The sequence below is a fragment of the Acetanaerobacterium sp. MSJ-12 genome (assembly GCF_018917875.1).
GTDB lineage: Bacteria > Bacillota > Clostridia > Oscillospirales > Ruminococcaceae > Bittarella > Bittarella massiliensis.
Genome location: NZ_JAHLPK010000003.1, coordinates 255,619 through 278,501, shown reverse-complemented (window position 1 = coordinate 278,501; position 22,883 = coordinate 255,619). Strand labels below are relative to the sequence as shown.

Sequence of the window (22,883 nt, the reverse complement as noted above, 5' to 3'; positions counted from 1 at the left end):
AAGGGTGGAGGGATCGGTTTTGGAGATGGCGATTTTGCTGGTGTTGGCCGCGGTGTTGGCCCTGCAGGCGGCGGTGCTGATTTTGCTGCTGCGGCGCAGGGGGGATGCCGGCGGGGAGGAGCTGAAGGAGGCCCTGCGGCAGGAGGCCCAGGCCGCCCGGGCGGACACCCTGCAGACGGTGCAGGCCTCGGTCACCGGGCTGGGGGAGGTGCTGGCCCAGTCCCAGCGGCAGTTCACCGCCGTCCTCAACGAGCGGCTGGGGGACCTGAACACCCAGCTGACCCTGCGGCAGGAGAGCTTGCAGCAGTCGGTGGACCGCTCGGTGCGGGGCACCGACGCCCGGATGGCCGAGTTCACCCGCCAGAGCGCCGAGCAGATGGAGCAGATGCGCGCCACCCTGCAAAACCGGGTCAGCGCCATGCAGGAGGACAACGCCCGCCAGCTGGACCGGATCCGCCTGACGGTGGACGAAAAGCTGCAAAAGACCCTGGACGAGCGGCTGGGCCAGTCCTTCAAGGTGGTCAGCGAGCGGTTGGAGCAGGTCTACAAAGGCCTGGGGGAGATGCAGACCCTGGCCGTGGGGGTGGGGGATCTGAAAAAGGTCCTCTCCAACGTCAAGACCCGGGGCATCCTGGGCGAGATCCAGCTGGGGGCCATCCTGGAGCAGATCCTCGCCCCCGAGCAGTACGGCCAGAACGTCTGCACCAAACCGGGGAGCAAGAACGTGGTGGAGTTTGCCGTCAAGCTGCCGGGGGACGGGGAGGAGCCGGTCTGGCTGCCCGTTGACGCCAAATTCCCGGCCGACGCCTACGCCCAGCTGATGGACGCCTACGACCGGGGCGACCCCGCCGAGATCGAGCAGTTGGGCACCGCATTGGAGCGGCGGGTCAAGCAGTTTGCCAAGGACATCCGCGACAAGTACATCGCCCCGCCCCACACCACCGATTTCGGCATCCTCTTCCTGCCGGTGGAGGGGCTCTACGCCGAGGTGGTCCGCCGGGGGCTGGTGGAGACGCTGCAAAACGAGTACAAGATCAGCCTGGCCGGGCCCACCACCATGGCGGCCATGCTCAACAGCCTGCAGATGGGCTTTCGCACCCTGGCCATCCAAAAGCGCTCGGGCGAGGTGTGGCAGGTGCTGGGGGCGGTCAAGACCGAGTTCGGCAAGTTCGAAGGGGCCCTCTCGGCCGCCCAACAGCGGCTGGAACAGGCGGGCAGCGAGCTGGACCGGCTGGTGGGGGTGCGCACCCGCCAGATCCAGCGCCGCCTAAAAGAGGTGAGCCAGCTGCCCGAGGAAGAGGCGGGCGAGGTGCTGGGCCTGCCCGAGGCGTAGGGGCGCAGAGAGACACCCCCGGAGCATAGACTGGCTCCGGGGGTGTTTTGAAGATGGAATACAAGGGCTTTGCCGCGATGCTGGAGCTGTCGGCCGCGGCCTACGGCGACAACCTGCCGGTAAAAAAGGGGCGGGAAGTGCGCTTTATCGACAGCGGGAAGACGGGCATCCAGCTCTATATGGAGTGCGTGGGTAAAACCGTCTACATCGCCTTTCGGGGAACCGATTCGGCCAGGGACTGGGCCACCGATTTCCGCTTTTGCAAAAAGAAGATCCCCTACGACAACGCCGCTTCCAAAATTCGGGTGCACGGAGGCTTTATCGACATGTACAAAAACCCCGAAGTGCGCGACGCCATCCGCTATTTTCTCCCCAAAGAGGCGGAGAAGGTGCGGGTCACCGGCCACTCCTACGGGGCGGCTCTGGCGGTTTTGTGCGCGGTGGATCTACAGTACAACTTTCCCGAGAAGGACTTTGAGGTGGTGCTCTTCGGCTGCCCGCGGGTGGGCAACCGGGCCTTTGCCCAGTCCTTCAACCGGCGGGTGTTCAAGACCTTTCGGGTGGAAAACGGCAACGACATCGTCACCAAGGTGCCCTTTGCCTGGATGGGGTTTCGCCATGTGGGCATCCGGGTCGCCGTCGGCCCCCCGCGGCTGCCGGGCGCCATCTCCTTTGAGGCCCACCGGCCGCAAAACTACTACCGGGGGCTGCTCCGCTCCCAGGGGCTGTGACGGCCTGCTAGCGCAAAAACCCCTTCATGGTCTCGATGTTTTGCTGCTCGGTCTCCAGCAGTTTTTGGGCCAGGGCGCGCACCTCGTCGCTGGCGCAGGTGTACTCCTTGAGCCGCTTGGTCATGTCCACCACCCCCATGGTGCTGCCCTGAATGAGCATCTCGGCGATGTGGGAGGGGGAGTTGTCGGCCAGGGTCTTGAGCTCCAGCATCATATAGGCCGAGAATTTGGCCATGGCGCCGGTCTTTTCCAGCTCCACTCCGGCCAGCTGTTTGGCCTCGGCGAAGATTTTGTGGTACTCCTCCTTTTGGGTGAGGAGGGCGACCTTGAAGTGGTCGTCCTCGGCGATCCCCACCAGCCGGTCGAGGGTGGAGAGCCCCATTTCGGTGTTTTTGTAGATGAAGTCGAGCATTTCCGTGTTCTGGTCCATGATTCGTTTTCCCCCTATTTTGGTTTTGCAGATAGTGTGGGCACAAAGAGACAAATTATTTGCGAAAATGAAAAAAAGGGGGTTGATTTTTTGGAAACCCATGGGTATAATAAATGAGCGCCCTGCGATATGCGGAAAGATGGCTGAGCTGGTCGAAGGCGCACGACTGGAAATCGTGTAGGCGGTGATACCGTCTCGAGGGTTCGAATCCCTCTCTTTCCGCCACGAGAAGCAACCGATTTGGTTGCTTCTTTTTTTGTTTTGCGAGAACAGAAAATCCCCCCCGGCAAAGAGAGGGGGGGCCGGCGCTTTGCCACACCTGTACAGACGGGGGCGGCGGCAGGGGCACCTTCCCTTTTTCCCGACTTTAGGCGGGTTCGACCCCCGCGGGGGAGGGGCTTTGGGGAGATGGAAAGCCGCTTGCCGCTGCGAACACATATTACAAAAAGGCGGCTGTTTTTCCAGCCGCCTTTTGTCCGTCTATGAGGGTTTCTTTACCAAAAATTCCATCTCCATCTGCAAAGAGCTCTCGGGCTGCCCCATGTAAAAGCGACAGAGGACATCGGAGGTCTCGTCGTAGAAATAGATCCAGTCGCAGATGACCTCAAAGGAGTCGATCCCCTGCAATCGGGGGATCTCCTCCACCGTCTCCCAGCGCAGGCGGTAGACCCTTTTCTCCGAATTGGCGCCGTCCATAAAATAGATCCACTGGCTGTCGTAGGTGATGAAGATGGGAAAGGTCGCGCGGCTGACGGTGAGGTGCATCCGGCTTCCGCCAAAGGGGGCCCGGTAGATGCCGTTGTCCGCGTAGTAGACGCCCTCTGGGGTGACCAGGTGGGAGCCGTTGCGCTCGCTGGGCAGGGAGAGGGGGGATGCCAGCTCGCCCTTCTCGGTCGAGAGGAGGGCGACGTTCAGGGAGAGGAGGTCTTTCTCATCCACCCACTCCCGGTAGGCGACACCGGCGGAACCGCTGAGAACGCCGCTGTAAAAGTGGGGGTAGCTGGCCCCCTCGTCGGCGGGCACCTGCTCCTCCAGGGTCGGGGCGAGGGGATTTTGCAGCCGGTAGAGCAGCCGATCGCCGCCGTCGGGGGTGGTGACATAGAGGGCGTCTTTGAGGAGGGAGACGTCCCCCGCCTCGATCCCCAGGGGGTGGACGGCGCGGGTCTGCAGATCCAGGGCAAAGAGGGCGCTGTCTTGCAGGTAGTAGAGGTATTTCTGGTAGCGGATGAGGGACTGCGCCCGGGAGGACAGGGGGAGGATCAATTCGCCGCTGGCTGTTCCCCTGCCGATTTGGTAGATGCCCCGCCTGCCTGCGGCATAGATGTAGTTTTCGTCTCCGGCGGTGAGACGGCCCTGGTCCCTGCAGTCCATGTCGATCCCCAGATCGGCTGCGCTGACAGGAGAGGAGAGGGGGACGTCGTCTTGGGAGAAGGCGGCGCAGCCGCCCAACAAAAGGGAGGCGGCCGCCAGGCAGGCGACCAGGCGCAGGGTGGGAACGCGCTGTCTTTGCAAGGTGGTTTCGCCCCCTTTCCTGCTCAAATTTCTAAAAAAACAGGTTCATCAGAATGCCTTTTAAAGACAGTATACAAAAAAAGTGCCCTCCTGACAATCCCACCGCGGAGACGGATTGCCGGGGGCGCGCAAAAACACCCCCTCCAAAGAGGGGGTGTTGCCGGCTTTTGGAGGGGGCGGCTACTGGGGGAAGGCGAGGTCTTCCAGGGCCTGGGCGTCCAGGCGAAAGACCGTCCAGTCGTCCAGCGGGCGGGCGCCCATCTTTTTGTAAAAGGCGATGGAAGGGGCGTTCCAGTCCAGGCAGAACCACTCCATCCGGCCGCAGTCCTCCTCCCGCGCCAGGTTGGCCAGGTATTGCAGCAGGAGCTTGCCCAGCCCCAGCCCGCGGTGGGCTGGGCGGACGAACAGGTCCTCCAGATAGAGGCCGGGTTTGCCGACAAAGGTGGAGAAGTTGTAGAAGTAGAGGGCAAACCCCACCGGCTCCCCCTCCAGCTCGCCGATGACGCAGCGGGCGGCCCCCCGCTCAAAGAGGGAGTGGCGCAGGGTCTCGGCGGTGGCTTCCACCAAGTCGCCCATCTTCTCGTACTCGGCCAGCTCCTTGATAAAGGAGAGGATGAGCGGGCAGTCCTCTTCCCCTGTGGGGCGGATGACAAACTCGCCCCCTGGGGTGACAAAGCGGTTTTTCACAGAAGTTCTCCTTTCTCGATACGGTTCGATTTCCCTTCTTTTCAAACGCTCTCCATTATGCCCCATCCACCCTTTTTTTGCAACCTTCAAAAAAGAGGAGAAATAGGGTTGACAAATGATACTATGTACAATATAGTATTGTGTGTAAGGAGGGATGAGCCATCGACGTACAGATGAAAAAGGGATTGCTGGAGGCATGCGTCCTCACCGCCCTGAAAAAGGAAGACTCATACGGGTACAAAATCATAGGCGATCTCTCGGAATATGTAGAGATATCGGAGTCGACTCTCTATCCGATCCTCAAGCGCCTGGAGGGGAGCGGTTGTCTCACCACCTATTCGCAGGCGCACAACGGCCGCCTGCGCAAATACTACAAGATCACCGAAGAGGGGATCCGCCGCCTGGGCGAGTTCGCCGGGGACTGGCCGCAGCTGAAGAGGATCTACTGCTATATTTTGGGGGAGGATGCACTGTGAGACGGGACGAATTTATGAACGCCCTGCGCCAGAAGATCGCGCCGCTGTCAGAGGGTGAGCGGGACATGGCCATGGACTACTACAACGAGATGATCGCCGACAAGCTGGAGGCGGGGCTGGACGAGGAGGAGGTCATCGCCCAGTTTGGCCCGGTGGAGGAGATCGCCGACAAGCTGATTGCCGAGAGCGAGGGCGGCGCCAAGAAGGAGCCCGCCGCGCCCCCGCCGCAGACGCCTCCGACCGGCGACCCGCGGCCGCAGATGGGGGGACAAGCGCCTTTCACCGCCCCCCGTCCGCCCTACGGCGCCCCCCTGGTGGGAAACTACGGCGCACCGCCTTACGGGCAGCCCTACGCGCCCCCACCGCCCCGCCAGAGAGAGGACAGCCAGGTGCTGAAAATCGTGCTGCTGGCGGTGACCAGCCCCATCTGGGCGAGTTTGGCGCTGGCGGTCGGCATGGTCGCCCTGGCCCTGCTCCTCGTCGGGTGGATGCTGGTGCTCTCCCTGTTTGTCATGTCCTTTGCCTTTTTGGCGTCGGGATTCATCTACTTAGTGCCCTCCTTTGCGCTGCTGGCGCAAAACACCGTGATCGGGGCCTTTCAAATCGGGATCTGCCTGCTGTTTGCGGGGTTTGCCATCCTCTCCTTCCTGGGGGGATGGGGGCTGGCAAAGGTCATGATGAAGGGCTGCAGCGCCCTCTTTGGCTGGCTGGGCAGCATTGGGAAAAAGAGAAAGGGGGCTGCTGTCAATGAAGCACATTAGGGGTTGGCTGATCGCCGCCGCGGCGCTCTGTGTCGCCGGGGCCCTGCTGGCGGGCGGCGCCTTTGCCATGGTCGGCTTCGACGTCTGGCAGTTGGATGCCACCAGCGGCGAAATCGAGGAGAAGAGTTACAGTGCCCCGGCCGAGGGGGTGGAGGAGATCCGCCTGGAGCTGGGCAACCGGCGGGTGGAGATCCTCCCTGCCGAGGGGACGGAGATCGCCCTCGAGTACACCGAGACCAAGTACTGCAAGTTTGAAATATCCAACGAGAACGGGGTGCTGCGGGTGCGCAGCGTCAACACCGAGCGGCACTACAACTGGCTGCGTCGGGTCTGGTCGGGGATGTTCAGCGGCCTGAACGAGGCCCGCACCCGCTGTGTCCTGCGGGTGCCGCAGGACTACCAGAAACTGCTCTCGGTGCGCACCACCAACGGCAAGATCAGCTGTAACGGGATGGAGCGGTTGGAGGGCCTGTCGCTGGACACCTCCAATGCCGCCATCGAGGTGGAGAGCTGCACCCTGCCCCAGTTGAAGGCCAGCACCACCAACGCCCGCATCGAGTTGGAGGACCTGTCGGTGGCGGGGACGACCACCCTCTCGACCACCAACGGCTCGCTGCACCTCACCCAGGTCAAGGCAAACCGGCTGGAGATGAAGACCACCAACTCCTCCATCGACCTGGACAGTGTCTCCGCCAGCGGCGAACTGGAGGCAGAGACCAAAAACGGCACCATCAAAGGGCGGGCCCTGGACGTGGGAAACACCCTCTGGCTCAAGACCACCAACGGCGCCCTCACCCTGGAGGATTCCCAGGCGGGGGTGGCCACGGTGGAGACCACCAACGCCGCTGTGCGGCTCGAGCGCATCTCCTGCGTCAAGACCTTTGCCGCCACCTCCAAAAACGGCCGGGTCGAGTTTGAGCGGCTAGAGGCCATCACCGCCAACTTCAAGACCACCAATGCCTCCATCAAGGGCAGCTTTGTGGGCAGCCAGGGAGATTACAACTACCGCTGCACCACCACCAACGGCAAGTCCAACCTGGGCGAGAGCGGCGGGACGGGCGCACAGAAGCAGTTTTACTGCGCCACCACCAACGGCAACATCGACATCTCCTTCACCCAGTCTTAAACAGATTTCCACTGACTTTGAGAAAAGCGGCGCCACCCATTATGGGTGGCGCCGCTTTTTACCGGTGGGGGTCAGCGGATGTCCAGCTGTTTTTTCTTGAGGACCTCGTTTGTCTTTTTGGAGGTGAGGGTGTAGAGGACCGAGCAGGCGGGGACGCCGATGATGACCCCGGGGATGCCGGCGATGCCGCCGCCGACGATGAGGGCCGCCATCACCCAAAAGCCGGTGAGGCCGATGGAGGAGCCCACGATGCGGGGGTAGATGAGACTGCCCTCCAACTGCTGCAGGCAGACGATGAAGATGACGAACCACAGGGCCTTGATGGGGCTCTCGATGAGGATGAGGAAGGCGCTGGGGATGGCCCCCAGATAGGCGCCCAGGATGGGGATGAGGGCAGTGACCCCCACGATGACGCTGATGAGGGGGGCATAGGGGAAGCGGAAGATGCTCATCCCCAAAAAGCAGAGGCCGCCGAGGACAAAGGCCTCGGTGAGCTGGCCGGTGAAGTAGCCGTTGAAGGTGTTGTTGGTGAGGGCGGCCACGTCGTGCACCTTGCGGAAGATGTTCTCGGGGAGGAGGGCGGCGGCGAGCTTTTTCACCCCGCGCACCATCTTCTCCTTGTTAAAGAGCATGTAGAGGGCGAAGACGAAGCCCATGAACACGTTGATGAGGCTGGAGGCAAACCCCACCACCCCGCCGATGAGTTTGGGCACAAAGTCGGTGAGGAAGTTGAGCAGCCACTGCAGGGCGTCGTTAAAATAGGTGGTGAGTTTGGTGGCCACCTCGGCGGGCAGCTCGACGTTTTGCGAGATGTCGGTCACCCACTTCTGCACCTCGTTCATGTAGCCTGGCATCTGCCGGCCCAGCAGCATCACGCTGTCGGTGAGCTGGGGGCCCACGTAGCGGATGATGACGGTGAAGAGGAGGATCACCACCAGCAGCGTCAGCAGGATGGAGACGGTGCGGCGCAGGGAGGGCAGCTCCTTGCGGATGAGGAAGCGGTCGACTAGCCCCCGCTCGATGGCCCGCATGGGGATGTTGAGGATAAAGGCGATGAAAAAGCCGATGACAATGGGGGAGAGGAGCCCCATCATCCCGTCCGCCAGGTTAAAGAGGCGGCCGATGTTTTGCAGCAAAAAGAAGAGCAGAATGCCGTAGGTGATGGGCCAGACCCACCGCTTGAAGTTGAAGTCTTGTGTCGGTTTCAAAAAATCACATCCTTATAAATACCGATTATAGTATACCCGGAAAAAAGATGGAAGGTTTTCTGCGAATTTTCACAATCTTCACAACCGGAACTTGAAGCAAAGGGACAAAAATGGTATGATAAAACGCGAATGGACAAATTAGGAGGAACACCTTTGAAGAGCCAAACAAACCCGCCTTCCCCCCGCTTTTCCAGCGCGGGGATCGAGGCCGCCAGGCAGCAGTGCCTCGCCCTCTACGGGGCCCGGCGGCCCCTGGCCCACATCCACTCCTACGGCTGCCAGCAAAACGTCAGCGACGGGGAGAAGATCAAGGGGATGCTCGCCGAGATCGGCTACGACTTCACCGAGCGCCGGGAGGAGGCCGACCTGGTCATCTACAACACCTGCGCCGTGCGGGAGCACGCCGAGCAAAAGCTCTACGGCAACGTGGGGGCCCTCAAGGGCTACAAGGCCAAAAACCCCGGCATGGTCATCGGCCTGTGCGGCTGCATGATGCAGCAAAAGCCGGTACAGGAGCGCATCCGCCGCAGCTATCCCTTTGTGGATCTGGTCTTTGGCACCCACGCCCTGCAAAATTTCCCCCAAAACCTCTGCGAGGTGCTGCGGGGGCGGCAGGGCAGCCCCGCCCGGGTCTTTGATGCCGAGGAGGGGGAGAACGTGATCGTCGAGGGGATGCCGGTGCGCCGGGACGGCTCTGTCAAGGCCTGGGTCCCCATCATGTACGGCTGCGACAACTTCTGCTCCTACTGCGTGGTGCCCCTGGTGCGCGGCCGCGAGGTCAGCCGCCGCCCCGAGGACGTGGTGGCCGAGGTGCGCGGCCTGGTGGAGGCCGGGTACAAAGAGATCACCCTGCTGGGGCAAAATGTCAACAGCTACGGCAAGGGGCTGGACGAGCCCTGCGACTTTGCCGACCTGCTCGAGCGCATCTGCCGCATCCCCGGCGACTTCTGGGTGCGGTTCATGACCTCCCACCCCAAGGACATCACCCACAAGCTCCTGGACCTCATCGCCAGGGAGGAGAAGCTCTGCAGCCATATCCACCTGCCGGTGCAGTCGGGCAGCGACCGGGTGCTGCGGGAGATGAACCGCCACTACGACCGGGCCGGCTATCTGGAAAAGATCGCCTATGCCAAGGCGGTCATCCCCGGCGTCACCTTTACCAGCGACATCATTGTCGGCTTCCCCGGCGAGAGCGAAGAGGAGTTTTTGCAGACGGTGGACCTGGTGCGGGAGGTGGGCTACGCCAGCCTCTTCATCTTCATCTTCTCCCCCCGGCCGGGCACCCGCGCCGCGGGGATGGAAGACCCCGTCCCCGCGGCCGAGAAGAGCCGCTGGTTTGCCCAGCTGCAGGAGGTGCAGCGCGCCATCGGCAGCGCCCGCTTTGCCGGTCTGGTGGGCCAGACCCTGCGGGTGCTGGTGGACGGCCCCGGCAAACAGCCCGGGCAGATGACCGGGCGGGACGAGCACGGGACCGTGGTCGCCTTTGCCGGGGACGAGGGCCTTGGCGGGCAGTTTGTCCGGGTCAAGATCACCGAGGCGCAAAACTGGGCGGTGGCGGGCGAGCTGGTTTAAATTCTTGCCCCTTGCCCTTGCCCCCCAAAAAGAGAAATCAATAAATTTGTCCCCCCAAAGCCCGCCAAAGGGCGCGGGGGAGAGTGTGGAGGATTTGAGAATGGATATTATCGCACAGGCCAGAGAACTGGCCAAGGAGATCCAGAAGGACGAGCGCTACCTGGCCCTGCAGTTGGCCCAGCAGCAAAACGACGAGGACAAGGAGCTGGGGGCTGCCATCGGCAAGTTCAACCTGGTGCGGATGAACCTCAACGCCGAGATGAGCAAGAGCGAGAAGGACAAAGCCCGCATCGACCAGCTCAACGCCGAGATGCGCACCCTCTACGCAGAAATCATGAAAAACCCCCACATGCTGGCCTTTAGCGCCGCCAAGGACGAGGTGGACAAGCTGGCCAACCAGATCAACACCATCTTGATGATGGCCATCAACGGCGAGGACCCCGACGAGATCGACGTGAGCGCCGCCGGCTGTGGCGGCAACTGCTCCTCCTGCTCCGGCTGCGGGCAGTAAGTGGGGCGCGGCGGGCGGCCTCTCTCCGGCGGGAGAGGCCGCGCCGCCCCTTTTTCTTTCGCACACTTTGATTGGATGGAGAGGTAAAAAATGGCACCACTGTCACCGATGATGCAGCAGTACATGGACATCAAGGAGCAGCACAAGGACGAGATCCTCTTTTTTCGCCTGGGCGACTTCTACGAGATGTTCTTTGACGACGCCATCAAGGTCTCCAAAGAGCTGGAACTGACCCTCACCGGCCGCGACTGCGGCCAGGAGGAGCGCGCCCCCATGTGCGGCGTGCCCTACCACAGCTGCGAGGCCTACATTCAGCGGCTGCTGAAAAAGGGGTACAACGTGGCCGTCTGCGAGCAGATGAGCGAGCCCACCAAGGGCCCCAATCTGGTGGAGCGGGAGGTCATTCGCATCTACACCCCCGGCACCCTGCTGGAGGGCGGGATGCTGGAAGAGGGAAAGAACAACTACCTCTGCGCCGTGGCCACCGGGAAAAACCGCTGCGGGGTCTGCTTTGCCGACGTCTCCACCGGCGAGTGTCTGGTGACCGAACTGCGGGGGCGGGACGTCCGCCAGAAGCTGGTGGACCAGCTGGGGAAATTCTCCCCCAGCGAGATCCTCCTCTGCCAAAACTCCCTCCAGCTGAAATACCACCTGGAGGCCGTGAAGGAGGCCATCGGCTGCCGGGCGGTCAAGCTGGTGGGCGACCAGTTCGGCAGAGAGGAAAACGAGGCCCGCATCCTCGCCCAGTTTGACGCCATCGCCCTCTCCGACTTGCAGCTCGAGGGCAGGGAGGAGTGCGTCCTGGCCCTCTCCATCCTGCTGCACTACCTGGACCACACCCAGCAAAAAGGGGTCTCCCGCATCCGGGAGCTGGACTTTTACCGCTGTGAGCAGTACATGAACCTGGACATCAACACCCGCCGCAACCTGGAACTCACCGAGACCATGCGCCGGGGGGAGAAGAAGGGCAGCCTGCTCTGGGTGCTCGACCGCACCCACACCGCCATGGGCAAGCGCCTCATCCGCAGCTACCTGGAACAGCCGCTGCAAAACATCGTCCACATCGAGAAGCGGCTGGACGCGGTGGAGGAGCTGGTGGACCAGCCCTCGGCGCGCGCCGACATCGCCGAGCACCTCTCCCACATCGCCGATGTGGAGCGGCTGATGTCCCGCATCGTCTACGGAAGCGCCTCCCCCAAAGAGGTAAAGGCGCTCTCCTTTACAGCGCAGCAACTCCCCCCTGTCCGGGACCTGCTGGCCGAACTGCACAGCAGCGCCCTGGTGGAGTGCCACCTGCAAATCAGCGAACTGCCCGAAATCAAGGAGCTGGTGGACCGGGCCATCGAAGACGACCCGCCGGTGACCCTCAAGGACGGCCGGGTCATCAAGCGGGGCTACAACGCCGAGGTGGACGAGCTGCGGGACCTAATCGAAAACAGCAAGGACATCCTCATGCAGATGGAGGCCCGCCTGAAAGAGGAGACCGGCATCCGCAACCTGAAAATCGGCTTCAACAAGGTGTTTGGCTACTTCATCGAGGTCAGCAAGTCCCAGACCGAACTGGTGCCGGACGGCTTTATCCGCAAGCAGACCCTGGTCAACTGCGAGCGCTATATCACCCAGGAGCTCAAGGAGCTGGAAAACCGCATCCTGGGCGCAAACGACAGCATCATCGCCCTGGAGCGCACCCTCTACGACGGCGTCTGCAAGGAGATCGCCGCCCGCATCGAGGAGGTGGAGACCACCGCCAAGGCCCTGGCCCGGCTGGACGTCTTCTGCTCCTTTGCCGAGGTGTCCGCCCGCAACGGCTACTGCCGGCCCCAGATGACCGGCGGCAGCCGCATCCAAATCAAGGACGGCCGCCACCCGGTGGTGGAGCAGCTGCAAAAAGACGTGCCCTTTGTCCCCAACGACACCCTGCTCGACGGGCGGGAAAACCTGGTGGCCATCATCACCGGCCCCAACATGGCCGGCAAGTCCACCTACATGCGGCAGGTGGCCCTCATCACCCTCATGGCCCAGGTGGGCTGCTTTGTCCCCGCCTCGGCGGCGGAGATCGGCGTCGTGGACGCGGTCTTCACCCGGGTGGGCGCCTCCGACGACCTGTCGGCGGGCAAGTCCACCTTCATGGTGGAGATGAGCGAGGTGGCCTACATACTGGACAACGCCACCAAGCAGAGCCTCTTGATTTTGGACGAAATCGGCCGCGGCACCTCCACCTTTGACGGGATGAGCATTGCCCGGGCGGTGATCGAGTACATCGCCGACCCCAAAAAGCTGGGGGCCAAGACCCTCTTTGCCACCCACTACCACGAACTCACCGAGGTGGAGAAGGCCCTGCCCAACGTGAAAAACTACAACATCGCCGTGAAGAAGCGGGGGGACGACATCACCTTCCTGCGGCGGATCATCCCCGGCGGGGCCGACGAGAGCTACGGCATCGAAGTGGCCAAGCTGGCGGGGGTGACCGGCGCAGTGGTGGAGCGGGCCAAGGAGATCTTGGCCTCGCTGGAGGCACAGGCCCCCCAGGCCGCTGTACCGGCCGCCCCGCGGGAGGAGGCGGTGCCCGACCTCTTCTCCTCGGCGGTGGAGAGCGCCCTGGTGCAGAAGGTCCGGGAAATCGACCCCAACGCCTACACTCCCATCGAGGCCCTCAACTTCCTGTACGAGCTGGTCAAGATCGCCAGGGAGTAGGGGCCGCTGGGAAGAGGATTTTAAAGAGAAGAGGAGGGAGGGCCTGTGGGCCAGAAGATCAACCTGTTGCAGGGCCACGTGGCAGAGCTCATCGCCGCCGGGGAGGTGGTGGAGCGCCCGTCGTCCATTGTCAAAGAGCTCATCGAAAACGCCATTGACGCCGGGGCAAACGCCATCACGGTGGAAATCGGGGAGGGGGGCATCCGCCTCATCCGCATCACCGACAACGGCGGCGGCATCGGCAGGGAGGATGTGCCCACCGCCTTCCTCCGCCACGCCACCAGCAAAATCGCCTGCGAGGAGGACCTGAGCCACATCGGCACCCTGGGCTTCCGGGGCGAGGCGCTGGCCGCCATCGCCGCGGTCTGCCGGGTGGAGCTCTTGACCCGCACCCCCGACAGCCAACTGGGCACCCGCTACTGCATCGAGGGCGGGGAGGGGGGCGAGTGTGAAGACGCCGGCTGCCCCCAGGGCACCACCATCATCGCCCGGGACATCTTCTACAACACCCCGGCGCGGATGAAGTTTTTAAAGAGGAACGTCACCGAGGGCAACGCGGTGGAGTCGGTGGTGCAGAAGACCGCCCTCTCCCACCCGCAGATCTCCTTCCGCTTCATCCGCGACGGGGTGGACAAGCTGCACACCCCCGGCACCGGCCGGCTGAAGGACGCCGTCCGCGAACTCTTCGGCAGGTCGGTGGCGGACAACCTCATCGAGGTGAGCCACGAGGCCCCACCCTACCGGGTGAGCGGCTACATCTCCAAGCCCCAGTACGCCAAGTCCAACCGCACCCTGCAGCACTTCTACGTCAACGGCCGCTTTGTCAAGACCAAGACCGGGATGGCCGCCCTGGAGCAGGGCTATAAAAACGTGCTGATGGCGGGCAAGTTCCCCGCCTGCTTCCTCTTTATCGAGATGCCGAACGAGCTGGTGGACGTCAACGTCCACCCGGCCAAGATCGAGGTGCGCTTCGCCGCTGAAAACGACGTCTTCCGCGCCGTCTATACCGCCGCCAAGAGCGCCATCCTCAACTTTTCCGATCAGACGGCGGCCCTTTCGCCAGCCCAGGCCAAGGCCGCGGCGGAACAGCCGCTGCCGCTGGAAAAGGGGGCCGGCGGCTGGCGCCCTGCGACCCCTTCCACCGGGGGGAGCGCCGTGCGGGGCACGGGGGAGCTGCACAGCCCCACCGCCGCCCCCCGCACCCCGGACGGCCGCTACGGCATCGGGGTGAGCGGCGCTGCCGCCGACCTGCTGCGCCGCAGCGCCGCCCTGCGCGCCGAAGCGCAGAGTGCGCGCCCCACCCCGGCTGCGGAGAGGCCTGTGCCCAAAGCGGTCTCGCAGCAGCCCCCCCGCCCGAGCGGCGTTTTCTCTGCCGGTTCGGAGCGCCGCCCCGGACCCGCCCCCCATCGGACGGCGTCGCCCTGCCCCGCCGCCCCCGCCGAACCCGCGGCGGCGGAGGACGGACAGCTGCAGTGGGCGGCCCCCTCGGCGGGCGGGGTCGAGGGGGAGGTGCCCACCGTGGTGGGGGAGCTCTTTCACACCTACATCCTCGCCTGCACCGAGGACCGCTTCTTCCTCGTGGACAAGCACGCCGCCCACGAGCGCATCCTCTTTGAGCGGCTCAAGCGGGAGTACCGGCAGATCGCCCGCCAGATCCTCTTGGAGCCGGTGGCCGTGACTCTGGCGCCGGAGGAGATCAGCGCCGTGCTCGAGCACCGGGAGCTGCTGCAAAACGCCGGCTTCATCGCCGAGGAGTTGGGGGTCAGCGCCATGGTGGTGCGGGAGATCCCCTCCTTCCTCCAAAACTGCGACATCGCCGGCATCTTTGAGGAGGTGGCCTCCAACCTGGCCAAAGGCGAGCAGGAGGTCAGCGCCTCCCACATCGACTGGCTCTTCAACTCCATCGCCTGCCGGGCTGCCATCAAGGGGGGCAACCGCTCCACCCAGTATGAGCTGCAGCAGCTGATGGAGGACATCTACCGCTACGACATCGTCAAGTACTGCCCCCACGGCAGGCCGATCGTCATCGAGCAGACCAAGAAGGACATCGAGAAATTATTTGGAAGGCTGTGATTTGAGTTGGAGAAGCCGCTGAAGATTTTGGCCGTGGTGGGGCCGACGGCGTCGGGCAAATCGGCGCTGGCGGTCAAACTGGCCAAAGCCCTCGACGGGGAGATCGTCTCTGCTGATTCCATGCAGATATACACCGGGATGGACATCGCCACCGCCAAGCCCACCCCGGAGGAGATGGAGGGGGTGCCCCACCACCTCATCGACTTTGTTCCCCCCACCCGCCGCTACAGCGTGGCCGACTACGTGGTGGACGCCAAGCGGATCATCGCCGGCATCGCCGAGCGGGGCCGCCTGCCCATCGTGGCCGGGGGGACCGGCCTCTACGTGGACGCCCTGGTGGGCAACCTCTGCTTTGACGACGCGAAGGTGGACGAGGAGGTGCGGGCCCGGCTGCAAAAGGAACTGGCCTGTCAGGGGCCGGAGGAGATGTACCGCAAGCTGGCCGCCCTGGACCCGGAGCTGGCCGAAAAGCTCCACCAGAACAACACCGGCCGGGTGCTGAGGGCCCTGGAGACTATGGAGGTCACCGGCCAGAAGATGAGCGAACTGCAAAAGCGGGCCGCCGCCGCGCCCAAGCTCTACGACGCCTGCTACCTGGGTATCGAGTACAGCGACCGGGAGCTGCTCTACAACCGCATCAACCGGCGGGTGGACCGGATGGTGGAACAGGGCCTCATCTCCGAGGCGCTGGCCTTTTACACCGAGCGGCGAGAGTACCAGACGGCCCAGCAGGCCATTGGCTACAAGGAGCTGGCCGACTATTTCGAGGGCAACTGCACCCTGGAAGAGGGGCTGGAGAACCTGAAAAAGCGCACCCGCAACTACGCCAAACGGCAGCTGACCTGGTTTCGGCGAAACCGGTCCATTCACTGGATCGACGCGGGGGAGCAGACCACCGACGAAGAGATATTTCAGCGGGCGCTGGAGATCGCCCGCCGCCACCTGGAGGACTGACCGGGGGAGAAAGGGAGGGGCAATGCATTGAAAAGGGTACTCAAATGGCTGGGGGTCGCCGGCCTCTGTCTGCTGCTCATCCTCTACGTGGGGGTGCAGGCCTTTCAGATCTACTTCAACCGCAACAAGACCGAGGTGGCCGTCAGCTATGTGATGAGCTCGTCCGCCACCACCAAGGGGCTGGCCATCCGGGACGCGCAGGTCCTCCGCGCCAGCCAGGAGGGCTACTTCAACTACTCCCTCACCGACGGCTCCAAGGTCTCGGGGGGGGAGCTGATCTCCGAGGTCTACGCCAGCGAGAGCGATTCGGCCCTGGTGAGCAAGGCGCGCGCCCTGCAAAGGGAGCTGGACATGCTCAAGGAGTCCAGCGCCCTCTCCACCTCGGTGACCGACCCCTCGGCCCTGGGCACCCAGATCGGCAAGACCATCGCCCAGATGGAGGGGGAGTTTCAGAGCGGCAGCTACGCCAAGAGCGCCGACTACAAAAACCAGCTGCTGGCCCAAATCAGCCGCCGGCAGGCGGCCACCGGCCAGGCGGTGGACTACACCGCCCAGATGAGCGCCCTGCAGGGCCAGATCGACAGCCTCAACAGCCAGTTGGGGGGCAAGGTCTCCTACGAGTACGCCCCCGCCTCCGGCTATTTTTCCAGCGCGGTGGACGGGTACGAAGAGGTGCTCACCCCCCAGGCCCTGGAGGGGATGACCGCCGCCCAGGTACAGGACATCCTTGACGGCAAGAGCCAGCCGGCCGCCGTGGAGGGCAACCCCCTGGGCAAGCTGGTCAAGGACTTTGACTGGTACGTGGCCTGCATCCTCCCCGACGAAAAGCTGCGCTGGGTCAAGGAGGGGGCCACCCTCTACGTGGAGTTTCTGGGCGCCTACAACGAGGAGGTGCCGGTGGTGGTGGAGCGCATCACCTCCGGCGAGGGGGGAAAGAGCCTGGTGGTGCTGCGCTGCGACTACATCACCAAGGACTTGGTCAACCTGCGCATCCAGAACATCCGCTTAAGCAACAAGCAGCTTGGCGGCCTGCGGGTGCCCGCCCGGGCCCTGCGGGTGGAAAACGGGGTCAAGGGCGTCTACGTGAAGGACGGCGGCACCGTTCGCTTCAAACAGGTCAACGTGTTGGTGGAAGAGGGGGACTACCTGCTGGTAGAGCAGGTCGCCACCCCCGAGGAGACGGTCAAAAACGAGGAGACAGGGGAGGAGACCACCGTCCGCTACCTGGAACTCTACGACGAAGTGTTTGTGGAAGGGAAGGACCTTTACGATGGAAAATATCTCTGATGCCGGGCGCATCCTGCGGGACATTCGCGGCCGCATCGACCGGGCAGCCCAGGCTGCCGGGCGCAGCGGCCGCGAGGTGGCGCTGATGGCCGTCACCAAGACGGTGCCGGCCGAGCGGGTCAACCAGTTCATCGACAGCGGCGTCTCCCTCATCGGCGAAAACCGGGTGCAGGAGTTTTTGGACAAGTACGACAGCTACCACAAAGAGGGGCTGAAGATCGCCTTCATCGGCCACCTGCAGCGCAACAAGGTCAAGTACATCGCCGACAAGGTGGACCGCATCGAGAGCGTGGACTCCCTGGCCCTGGCCGAGGAGATCAGCCGCCGCTGCGCCGCCATCGGCCGGCGGATGGACATCCTGCTGGAGGTCAACATCGGCGGCGAGGCCAGCAAGTCCGGCTTTGCCAAAGAGGAGCTGGAAGGGGTCCTGCCCCAAATCGCCGCCCTGCCGGGGGTGCGCATCGCCGGGCTGATGGCCATCCCCCCCGCCGCTGAGGGAGAGGGCGCCGCCCCCTATTTTCGGGAGATGGAGAAACTATTTATTGACATAAAGCACAAAAAATTAGATAATGTCTTTATGGAAACTCTTTCGCTGGGCATGTCTGGCGATTTTGAAACGGCCGTCTCCTGCGGGAGCACCCAGGTGCGCCTGGGCAGCATCCTCTTCGGAGAGCGGAAATCGCAAGTTTAGGAGGAAACAGGACAATGGGTTTGGTCGACAAGTTTAAAGACTTCATGGGGATGGACTCCGATGAAGAGGGATATGAGGACGATTTTGAGGGCACCGGCGAGGTGGATTTCCTGAGCGGTACCCCCTCTGCCAAGAAACAGGAGGAGACGACGGTCGTGGGATACGATGAAGTGGCGTCCAAGCGCAACAAGGTAGTAAACATCAACACCACCGCCCAGCTGCAGGTGGTTTTGGTCAAGCCCGAGAAGTTTGAAGACGCCTCCGCCGTGGCCGACCACCTCAACGCCAAGCGGACGGTGGTCCTCAACCTGGAGGGGACCAACAAGGACATCTCCCGCCGGCTGGTGGACTTTCTCAGCGGGGTGGCCTACGCCAACAACGGCCAGATCCAGCGGGTCGCCAACAGCACCTTCATCATCACCCCCTACAATGTGGATCTGGTGGGCGATTTGATGGACGAGCTGGAAAACAACGGCATCTTCTTCTAAAAAGGTGCGCGCTGTTTTGCCCGCGGACGAGGGCGAACGCCTCTTTCTGCGGGGCATTGAAGAGATGATGGAGAGCTGCTACAGCCGCAGCGCCTGCAAGAGCACCTACTTTCTCGACGAGCGGCAGCGGCTGCTCTGTTCCCCTATGCTCGCCGCCCACACCGAGGTGGAGCACCGCTTTTTTGGCGGCCACCCGGAATGCCGCCGGGCGGTGCTGGCAATCAGCGGCGGCCCGCCCATCGGGGAGGGGTGCTTTCCCATCCGCCCCCTGCGCTTTCTCTACCGCAAACAGGATGTACTCACCCACCGGGACTTTTTGGGCGCCCTTCTCTCGCTGGAGATCGAGCGCCGGCTGGTGGGGGACATCTTTGTGGGCGAGGGCGAAGCGGTGGCTTTTTTGCACCAAAACGCCGCTCCCCTGGCCCTGGAAATCAAAAAGGTGGGGCGCGTCGGGGTGCGCGTGGAAGAGGGTGGCCTGGACCGGGTGCCCCCCCAGCGCTTTGAGGAGATCGGGGGGACGGTGGCCTCCCTGCGGCTGGACGGGGTGCTCGGCGTTCTGTTGCGCCAGAGCCGGGGCCGCTGCACCCAGCTGGTGCAGGCCGGCCAGGTGCAGCTCAACCACCGGGAGGTGCTCTCCCCCTCCGAACCGCTGGAAGAGGGGGATGTCCTCTCTGTCCGCGGGGCGGGGAGATTTGTATTGACCGCCGTGGGCGGGCTCACCAAAAAGGGCCGCCTCGGCATCACCGCACAGAAGTATTTGTAGGAGGATAGAGGATGCTGACACTGGAGCAAATCAAGAACGCGACCTTTGAGCGCTCGGGGATGAAGGGCTACAAGGCCGATTCGGTGGACGATTTCATCGACGAGGTCATTGCCACCGTCGAGAAGTTGGAGGCGGAAAAGGCGGATCTGGAGCAGAAGCTGGAACTGCTGGCCGACAAGTTGGAGGACTACCGCAAGGACGAGGACAGCCTGCGGGCGGCCCTGTTGGGCGCCCAGAAGCTGGGTGCCTCGGTGATTGCCGAGGCGCGCCAGAAGGCCGACATCATCATGCGCGACGCCACCATCAAGTCCGAGAGTATGCTCTCCAAGTCGGAAGACAAGATCCACTTCTACCAGGACGAGCTGGCGCGAATGAAGGCCGAGGTGTCCTCCTTCAAGGGGGCGCTGCTCTCCCTCTACCGCAACCACATCGAGGTCATCTCCCAGATCCCGGCGGAAGAGCCCGCCGAGGAAGAGCCGGCCCAGGAGGCCGAGCCCCAGGCGGAGACTGCCTCTGAGCAGCCCGTCGCCTCCGAGCCCACTGCCGCCCCGGCAGAGGAAGAGGGCTTTTCGGTCAAGGCGGGGGAAATCAACCCCGAACTCTTTGACACCGGTTTCGACCTGAATTTTGAGATGGGGGAGCGGGGCGTCTCTGAGAAGTAAGAGCGCCTGTCGCCCCCACTTGTAACGCGGACACTGTTTTTGGCAGAGGGGCAGCTGGGAGAGATCGCCTGCGGGCGCCCGTTCTTCCGGCGGCCCCTTTTGCCGGCCCAGACGATACACAGGAGGAGTAGACCCCATGGGAATGTTGACGATATTGGCCACCTGCCTGGCGCTGGTGGCGGCGGACCAACTGCTGAAGATGGCGGCGGTCATCTTTTTACAGCAGTCTGGCCCGATCGAGGTGATCCCCAATGTGCTGGGGCTCACCTATGTGGAAAACCGGGGCGCTGCCTTCGGGATGATGGAGGGGAGCACCACCCTCCTCATCGCCGTCACCACGGTGATTTTGGTCTTTGGCTGCTTTGTGCTCACCAAGAACATCCTGCAAAACAGGGTGCTCAACGGCTGCGTGCTGGTGGTGATGGCGGGCGGCCTGGGAAATTTGATCGACCGTATCTTCCGGGGCTGCGTTATCGACTACCTGCAGTTTCAATTCATCGACTTCCCGGTCTTTAACTTTGCCGATTGCCTAGTGGTCTGCGGCATTGTGGTGATGGTGGTGGACATCCTCTTCTTTGACAAGACCTTTTTCCCCCAGAAAAAGGAGAAAAAGGCCGCTGCGGTGACCGAAGTGCCGGCCCAAGAGGTGGCGACCGCCCCCGTTCGCCCGGCCGAACCCATTGACGCCGACGCCGAACTGGTGTTCCCCTTGGCTGTCGAGGCGCAAGGGGAAGGGGAGCCCACCGCCAGCGCCGAAGAAGCCGACTTGACGGCAGAGGAACCCACACCCGCGGCAGAAGAGGGGGGCCTTTCTTCGGAGGAGTCTGCCGCCGGGGAGGGAATCGCCGACGCCGAAGTGGTGACTGCCGAAGAAGGGGACGTTCGGACGGAAGAGACCGCTGTTGAGGAGGACATCCCCCAACCGGAGGGGGCTGTTTCCGAAGAGGGGGCGGCCGCCCCACAGGAAAAAGAGAGTGCCTCCGGGGCAGAAAAGCCCGCTGGGGCAGAAGGGGAGACCGCCGCGCCCACCGGGGCCGACCAAGGGCCCTCTGCCAGTCCGGCAGGGGCCCCGCAGGAAGAGGCCGCTCCGTCCGATAAAGGGGAGACGGGCGATGGCGAGACACCGCCCAAAGAGGAGCGCGTCTGAGGGAGAACGGCATGGAGTTTTTCTACACGGTACAGGCGGCGGATCTGGGGGAACGGGTGGACCTGCTCCTCAGCCGCCGGTCTGGGCTCTCCCGCTCCCAGGTGAAACGGGCCCTGGAAACGGGGCAGGTCGATTGCAACGGCAGGCCTCTCTCCAAAAAGCAGAAGCTGCAGGAGGGAGACCTGCTTGTTTTGCGCCGGCAGGAGGAAGCGCCCTTTGCCCTTCGCCCCAACCCCATTCCGCTGGAAATCCTCTATGAGGACGACTGTCTGGCGGTGGTCAACAAACCCAAGGGGATGGTGGTCCACCCCGGCGCCGGTCAGGAGGAGGACAGTTTGGCGTCCGCCCTGCTGGCCCGCTATGGGTGGGAGGGGCTCTCCGACATGGGAGACCCCCTTCGCCCCGGCATCCTCCACCGGCTGGACCGAGACACCAGCGGTCTGCTGCTGGTGGCAAAGACCAACAGGGCCCACCAAATACTGGCCGAGCAGATTCGGGCGCACAGTTTTCTGCGCCGCTATGAGGCGGTGCTGCACGGGGGGATCAAAGGACCCCATCTGGTGCTGGAAAACCAGCTGGGCCGCCACCCCGTCGAGCGCAAGAAGATGGCGGTGGTGGCCCAGGGCGGGCGGATAGCCCGAACCGAGCTCTGGGTGCTGGGGCGATATGGGCCCTACACACATGTAAAGCTAGAACTCTTTACAGGTAGGACCCACCAGATCCGGGTGCAGACAGCCCAGATCGGCCACCCGGTCTGCGGCGACCCCCTCTACGGTCCCAAGCACCCGGAAAAGGGGCTGCAGGGCCAGTGTCTGCACGCCCGCACCATCGGCTTTCTCCACCCGGAGAGCGGCCGCTACCTGGAATTTACCAGCGACCTGCCCCCCTATTTCACCGCCTTTTTGCAGGCCCTGACAACCCGCTACGGAGGTATTTATGAGTAAGCAGATCAGCGATTTTTTGGTGGTTTCCGACATGGATGGGACCCTGCTGCGGGCGGGCATCGGCCTGCCCCAGCAAAATGTCGATGCAGTCCGCGCCTTTTCCGAGGCGGGGGGCCACTTTACCGTCGCCACCGGCCGGCACAAGGACTCGGCCCGGCGCTACCTCGACCGCATCCAGCTCTCGGCCCCGGCCATCCTCTGCAACGGGGCCCTCATCTACGACTACCAGAGCGGCCGCGCCATCCGCGAGCGCTGTCTGCCCCACGCCCTGGGGGTGGAGCTGGTGCGGGCCGCCTGCGCCGCCTTCCCCGATTTAGGAGCGGAGATCATGTGCCCGGATGCAATTTATGTCGCGAAAAATAACCACTTTGCCCATAGACATACCAGCACAGATAGATTAGAATATATAGTGACGGATGTGGACAGCGTCCCCCAAGCGTGGTATAAAGTCCTCTTTTGTATCGACCCGGCTGAGATGGCGCGGTTGGAGGCCTTTCTCCGATCCCAGCATCACCCGGGCGTCTACTTTGTCAAGACGGCCCCCCAGTTTTTAGAGGTGATGGCCGACGGGGTCAACAAGGGGGAGGCGCTCCACTTTCTGGCCGACTACCTGGGTTTGCCCCAGGACGCAACCGCCGCCATCGGCGACTACTACAACGACCTCGAGCTGCTGCGGGCCGCGCACTTCTCCGCCACCCTGGCAGACGCGCCGCAGGACATCAAGGTGCACGCCGACATGGTCTGCGCCAGCTGCCTAGAGGGGGGCGTCGCCGAGTTTTTGGGCTACCTGCGGCAAAATTGCGGCCGCCTGTAGACCCGCTTTCTCTCAAATG

Annotated in this window: 22 protein-coding genes and 1 tRNA gene; 19 read left to right on the top strand and 4 right to left on the bottom strand. The window is 63.3% G+C overall.

The features are described 5' to 3' along the window. The first annotated feature begins 25 nt into the window (after positions 1-25). Both KQI11_RS05045 and KQI11_RS05040 read left to right on the top strand, forming a co-directional pair. Positions 26-1,333: a DNA recombination protein RmuC gene (locus tag KQI11_RS05045; RefSeq protein WP_185915318.1), complete on the top strand. Its 1,308-nt coding sequence runs from the start codon at positions 26-28 to the stop codon at positions 1,331-1,333. A gap of 53 nt (positions 1,334-1,386) precedes the next feature. Beyond that, a complete protein-coding gene (locus tag KQI11_RS05040) occupies positions 1,387-2,064 on the top strand; it encodes a lipase family protein (RefSeq protein ID WP_216401292.1) in 678 nt (225 codons plus the stop codon). A gap of 7 nt (positions 2,065-2,071) precedes the next feature. Here the strand turns inward: KQI11_RS05040 and KQI11_RS05035 are convergent, their stop codons facing one another. Then, positions 2,072-2,494, bottom strand: coding sequence for a hypothetical protein (locus KQI11_RS05035; RefSeq protein ID WP_185915091.1), 423 nt, complete (start codon positions 2,492-2,494; stop codon positions 2,072-2,074). Between the two features lie 133 nt (positions 2,495-2,627). Between KQI11_RS05035 and KQI11_RS05030 the strand changes: the two genes are divergently transcribed. After that, positions 2,628-2,719, top strand: a tRNA-Ser gene (locus KQI11_RS05030). Between the two features lie 255 nt (positions 2,720-2,974). On the opposite strand, the gene KQI11_RS05025 is transcribed toward KQI11_RS05030, so the two are convergent. Both KQI11_RS05025 and KQI11_RS05020 read right to left on the bottom strand, forming a co-directional pair. Further along, on the bottom strand, positions 2,975-4,006 hold the full coding sequence (locus KQI11_RS05025; RefSeq protein ID WP_216401291.1) for a hypothetical protein: 1,032 nt from the start codon (positions 4,004-4,006) through the stop codon (positions 2,975-2,977). 180 nt (positions 4,007-4,186) lie between these two features. Further along, positions 4,187-4,693 carry a GNAT family N-acetyltransferase gene (locus KQI11_RS05020; RefSeq protein WP_256135736.1) on the bottom strand — a complete coding sequence of 169 codons (507 nt, stop codon included), beginning with the start codon at positions 4,691-4,693 and terminating at the stop codon, positions 4,187-4,189. 161 nt (positions 4,694-4,854) lie between these two features. Here KQI11_RS05020 and KQI11_RS05015 point away from each other — a divergent pair, with 161 nt between their 5' ends. From KQI11_RS05015 to KQI11_RS05005, 3 genes are read left to right on the top strand one after another with little or no spacing between them, the layout of a single operon-like run. Further along, complete coding sequence (locus tag KQI11_RS05015; RefSeq protein ID WP_185915319.1) at positions 4,855-5,169, top strand: PadR family transcriptional regulator; 315 nt, start codon at positions 4,855-4,857, stop codon at positions 5,167-5,169. Continuing rightward, positions 5,166-5,930: a DUF1700 domain-containing protein gene (locus KQI11_RS05010; protein WP_216401289.1), complete on the top strand. Its 765-nt coding sequence runs from the start codon at positions 5,166-5,168 to the stop codon at positions 5,928-5,930. Before KQI11_RS05015 ends, KQI11_RS05010 begins: the two co-directional genes overlap by 4 nt. Then, a complete protein-coding gene (locus KQI11_RS05005; RefSeq protein WP_216401288.1) occupies positions 5,917-7,056 on the top strand; it encodes a DUF4097 family beta strand repeat-containing protein in 1,140 nt (379 codons plus the stop codon). Before KQI11_RS05010 ends, KQI11_RS05005 begins: the two co-directional genes overlap by 14 nt. A gap of 71 nt (positions 7,057-7,127) precedes the next feature. On the opposite strand, the gene KQI11_RS05000 is transcribed toward KQI11_RS05005, so the two are convergent. Then, positions 7,128-8,264 (bottom strand): AI-2E family transporter, encoded by a 1,137-nt coding sequence (locus KQI11_RS05000; protein ID WP_185915096.1) that lies wholly within the window; start codon positions 8,262-8,264, stop codon positions 7,128-7,130. A gap of 153 nt (positions 8,265-8,417) precedes the next feature. Between KQI11_RS05000 and miaB the strand changes: the two genes are divergently transcribed. From miaB to KQI11_RS04935, 13 genes are all read left to right on the top strand, one after another. After that, positions 8,418-9,836, top strand: coding sequence for a tRNA (N6-isopentenyl adenosine(37)-C2)-methylthiotransferase MiaB (gene miaB / locus KQI11_RS04995; RefSeq protein ID WP_286172549.1), 1,419 nt, complete (start codon positions 8,418-8,420; stop codon positions 9,834-9,836). Positions 9,837-9,936: 100 nt separating this feature from the next. After that, positions 9,937-10,347 carry a YlbF/YmcA family competence regulator gene (locus KQI11_RS04990; protein ID WP_185915098.1) on the top strand — a complete coding sequence of 137 codons (411 nt, stop codon included), beginning with the start codon at positions 9,937-9,939 and terminating at the stop codon, positions 10,345-10,347. 90 nt (positions 10,348-10,437) lie between these two features. Then, positions 10,438-13,041, top strand: a complete 2,604-nt coding sequence (gene mutS / locus KQI11_RS04985; RefSeq protein ID WP_185915099.1) for a DNA mismatch repair protein MutS — start codon at positions 10,438-10,440, stop codon at positions 13,039-13,041. Between the two features lie 45 nt (positions 13,042-13,086). Continuing rightward, complete coding sequence (mutL, locus tag KQI11_RS04980) at positions 13,087-15,114, top strand: DNA mismatch repair endonuclease MutL (protein ID WP_216401286.1); 2,028 nt, start codon at positions 13,087-13,089, stop codon at positions 15,112-15,114. A 6-nt stretch (positions 15,115-15,120) separates the two neighbouring features. Next, a complete protein-coding gene (gene miaA, locus KQI11_RS04975) occupies positions 15,121-16,068 on the top strand; it encodes a tRNA (adenosine(37)-N6)-dimethylallyltransferase MiaA (protein ID WP_216401285.1) in 948 nt (315 codons plus the stop codon). A gap of 27 nt (positions 16,069-16,095) precedes the next feature. After that, entirely contained in the window at positions 16,096-17,355 is a 1,260-nt protein-coding gene (locus KQI11_RS04970) for a biotin/lipoyl attachment domain-containing protein (protein WP_185915102.1), read from the top strand. After that, complete coding sequence (locus KQI11_RS04965) at positions 17,339-18,046, top strand: YggS family pyridoxal phosphate-dependent enzyme (RefSeq protein WP_216401284.1); 708 nt, start codon at positions 17,339-17,341, stop codon at positions 18,044-18,046. Before KQI11_RS04970 ends, KQI11_RS04965 begins: the two co-directional genes overlap by 17 nt. A gap of 14 nt (positions 18,047-18,060) precedes the next feature. Continuing rightward, a complete protein-coding gene (locus tag KQI11_RS04960) occupies positions 18,061-18,534 on the top strand; it encodes a cell division protein SepF (RefSeq protein WP_185915104.1) in 474 nt (157 codons plus the stop codon). Between the two features lie 16 nt (positions 18,535-18,550). Then, positions 18,551-19,297, top strand: coding sequence for a YlmH family RNA-binding protein (locus KQI11_RS04955; protein WP_216401283.1), 747 nt, complete (start codon positions 18,551-18,553; stop codon positions 19,295-19,297). Positions 19,298-19,308: 11 nt separating this feature from the next. Beyond that, positions 19,309-19,959, top strand: a complete 651-nt coding sequence (locus tag KQI11_RS04950) for a DivIVA domain-containing protein (RefSeq protein WP_216401282.1) — start codon at positions 19,309-19,311, stop codon at positions 19,957-19,959. Between the two features lie 136 nt (positions 19,960-20,095). Further along, entirely contained in the window at positions 20,096-21,106 is a 1,011-nt protein-coding gene (lspA, locus tag KQI11_RS04945; protein WP_216401281.1) for a signal peptidase II, read from the top strand. A gap of 11 nt (positions 21,107-21,117) precedes the next feature. Next, the gene (locus KQI11_RS04940; protein ID WP_216401280.1) at positions 21,118-22,050 is read left to right on the top strand and encodes an RluA family pseudouridine synthase; all 933 of its coding nucleotides are present in this window, start codon (positions 21,118-21,120) and stop codon (positions 22,048-22,050) included. Further along, the gene (locus KQI11_RS04935; RefSeq protein ID WP_216401279.1) at positions 22,043-22,864 is read left to right on the top strand and encodes a Cof-type HAD-IIB family hydrolase; all 822 of its coding nucleotides are present in this window, start codon (positions 22,043-22,045) and stop codon (positions 22,862-22,864) included. The genes KQI11_RS04940 and KQI11_RS04935 overlap by 8 nt, the downstream gene beginning before the upstream one ends. Positions 22,865-22,883: the final 19 nt, after the last annotated feature.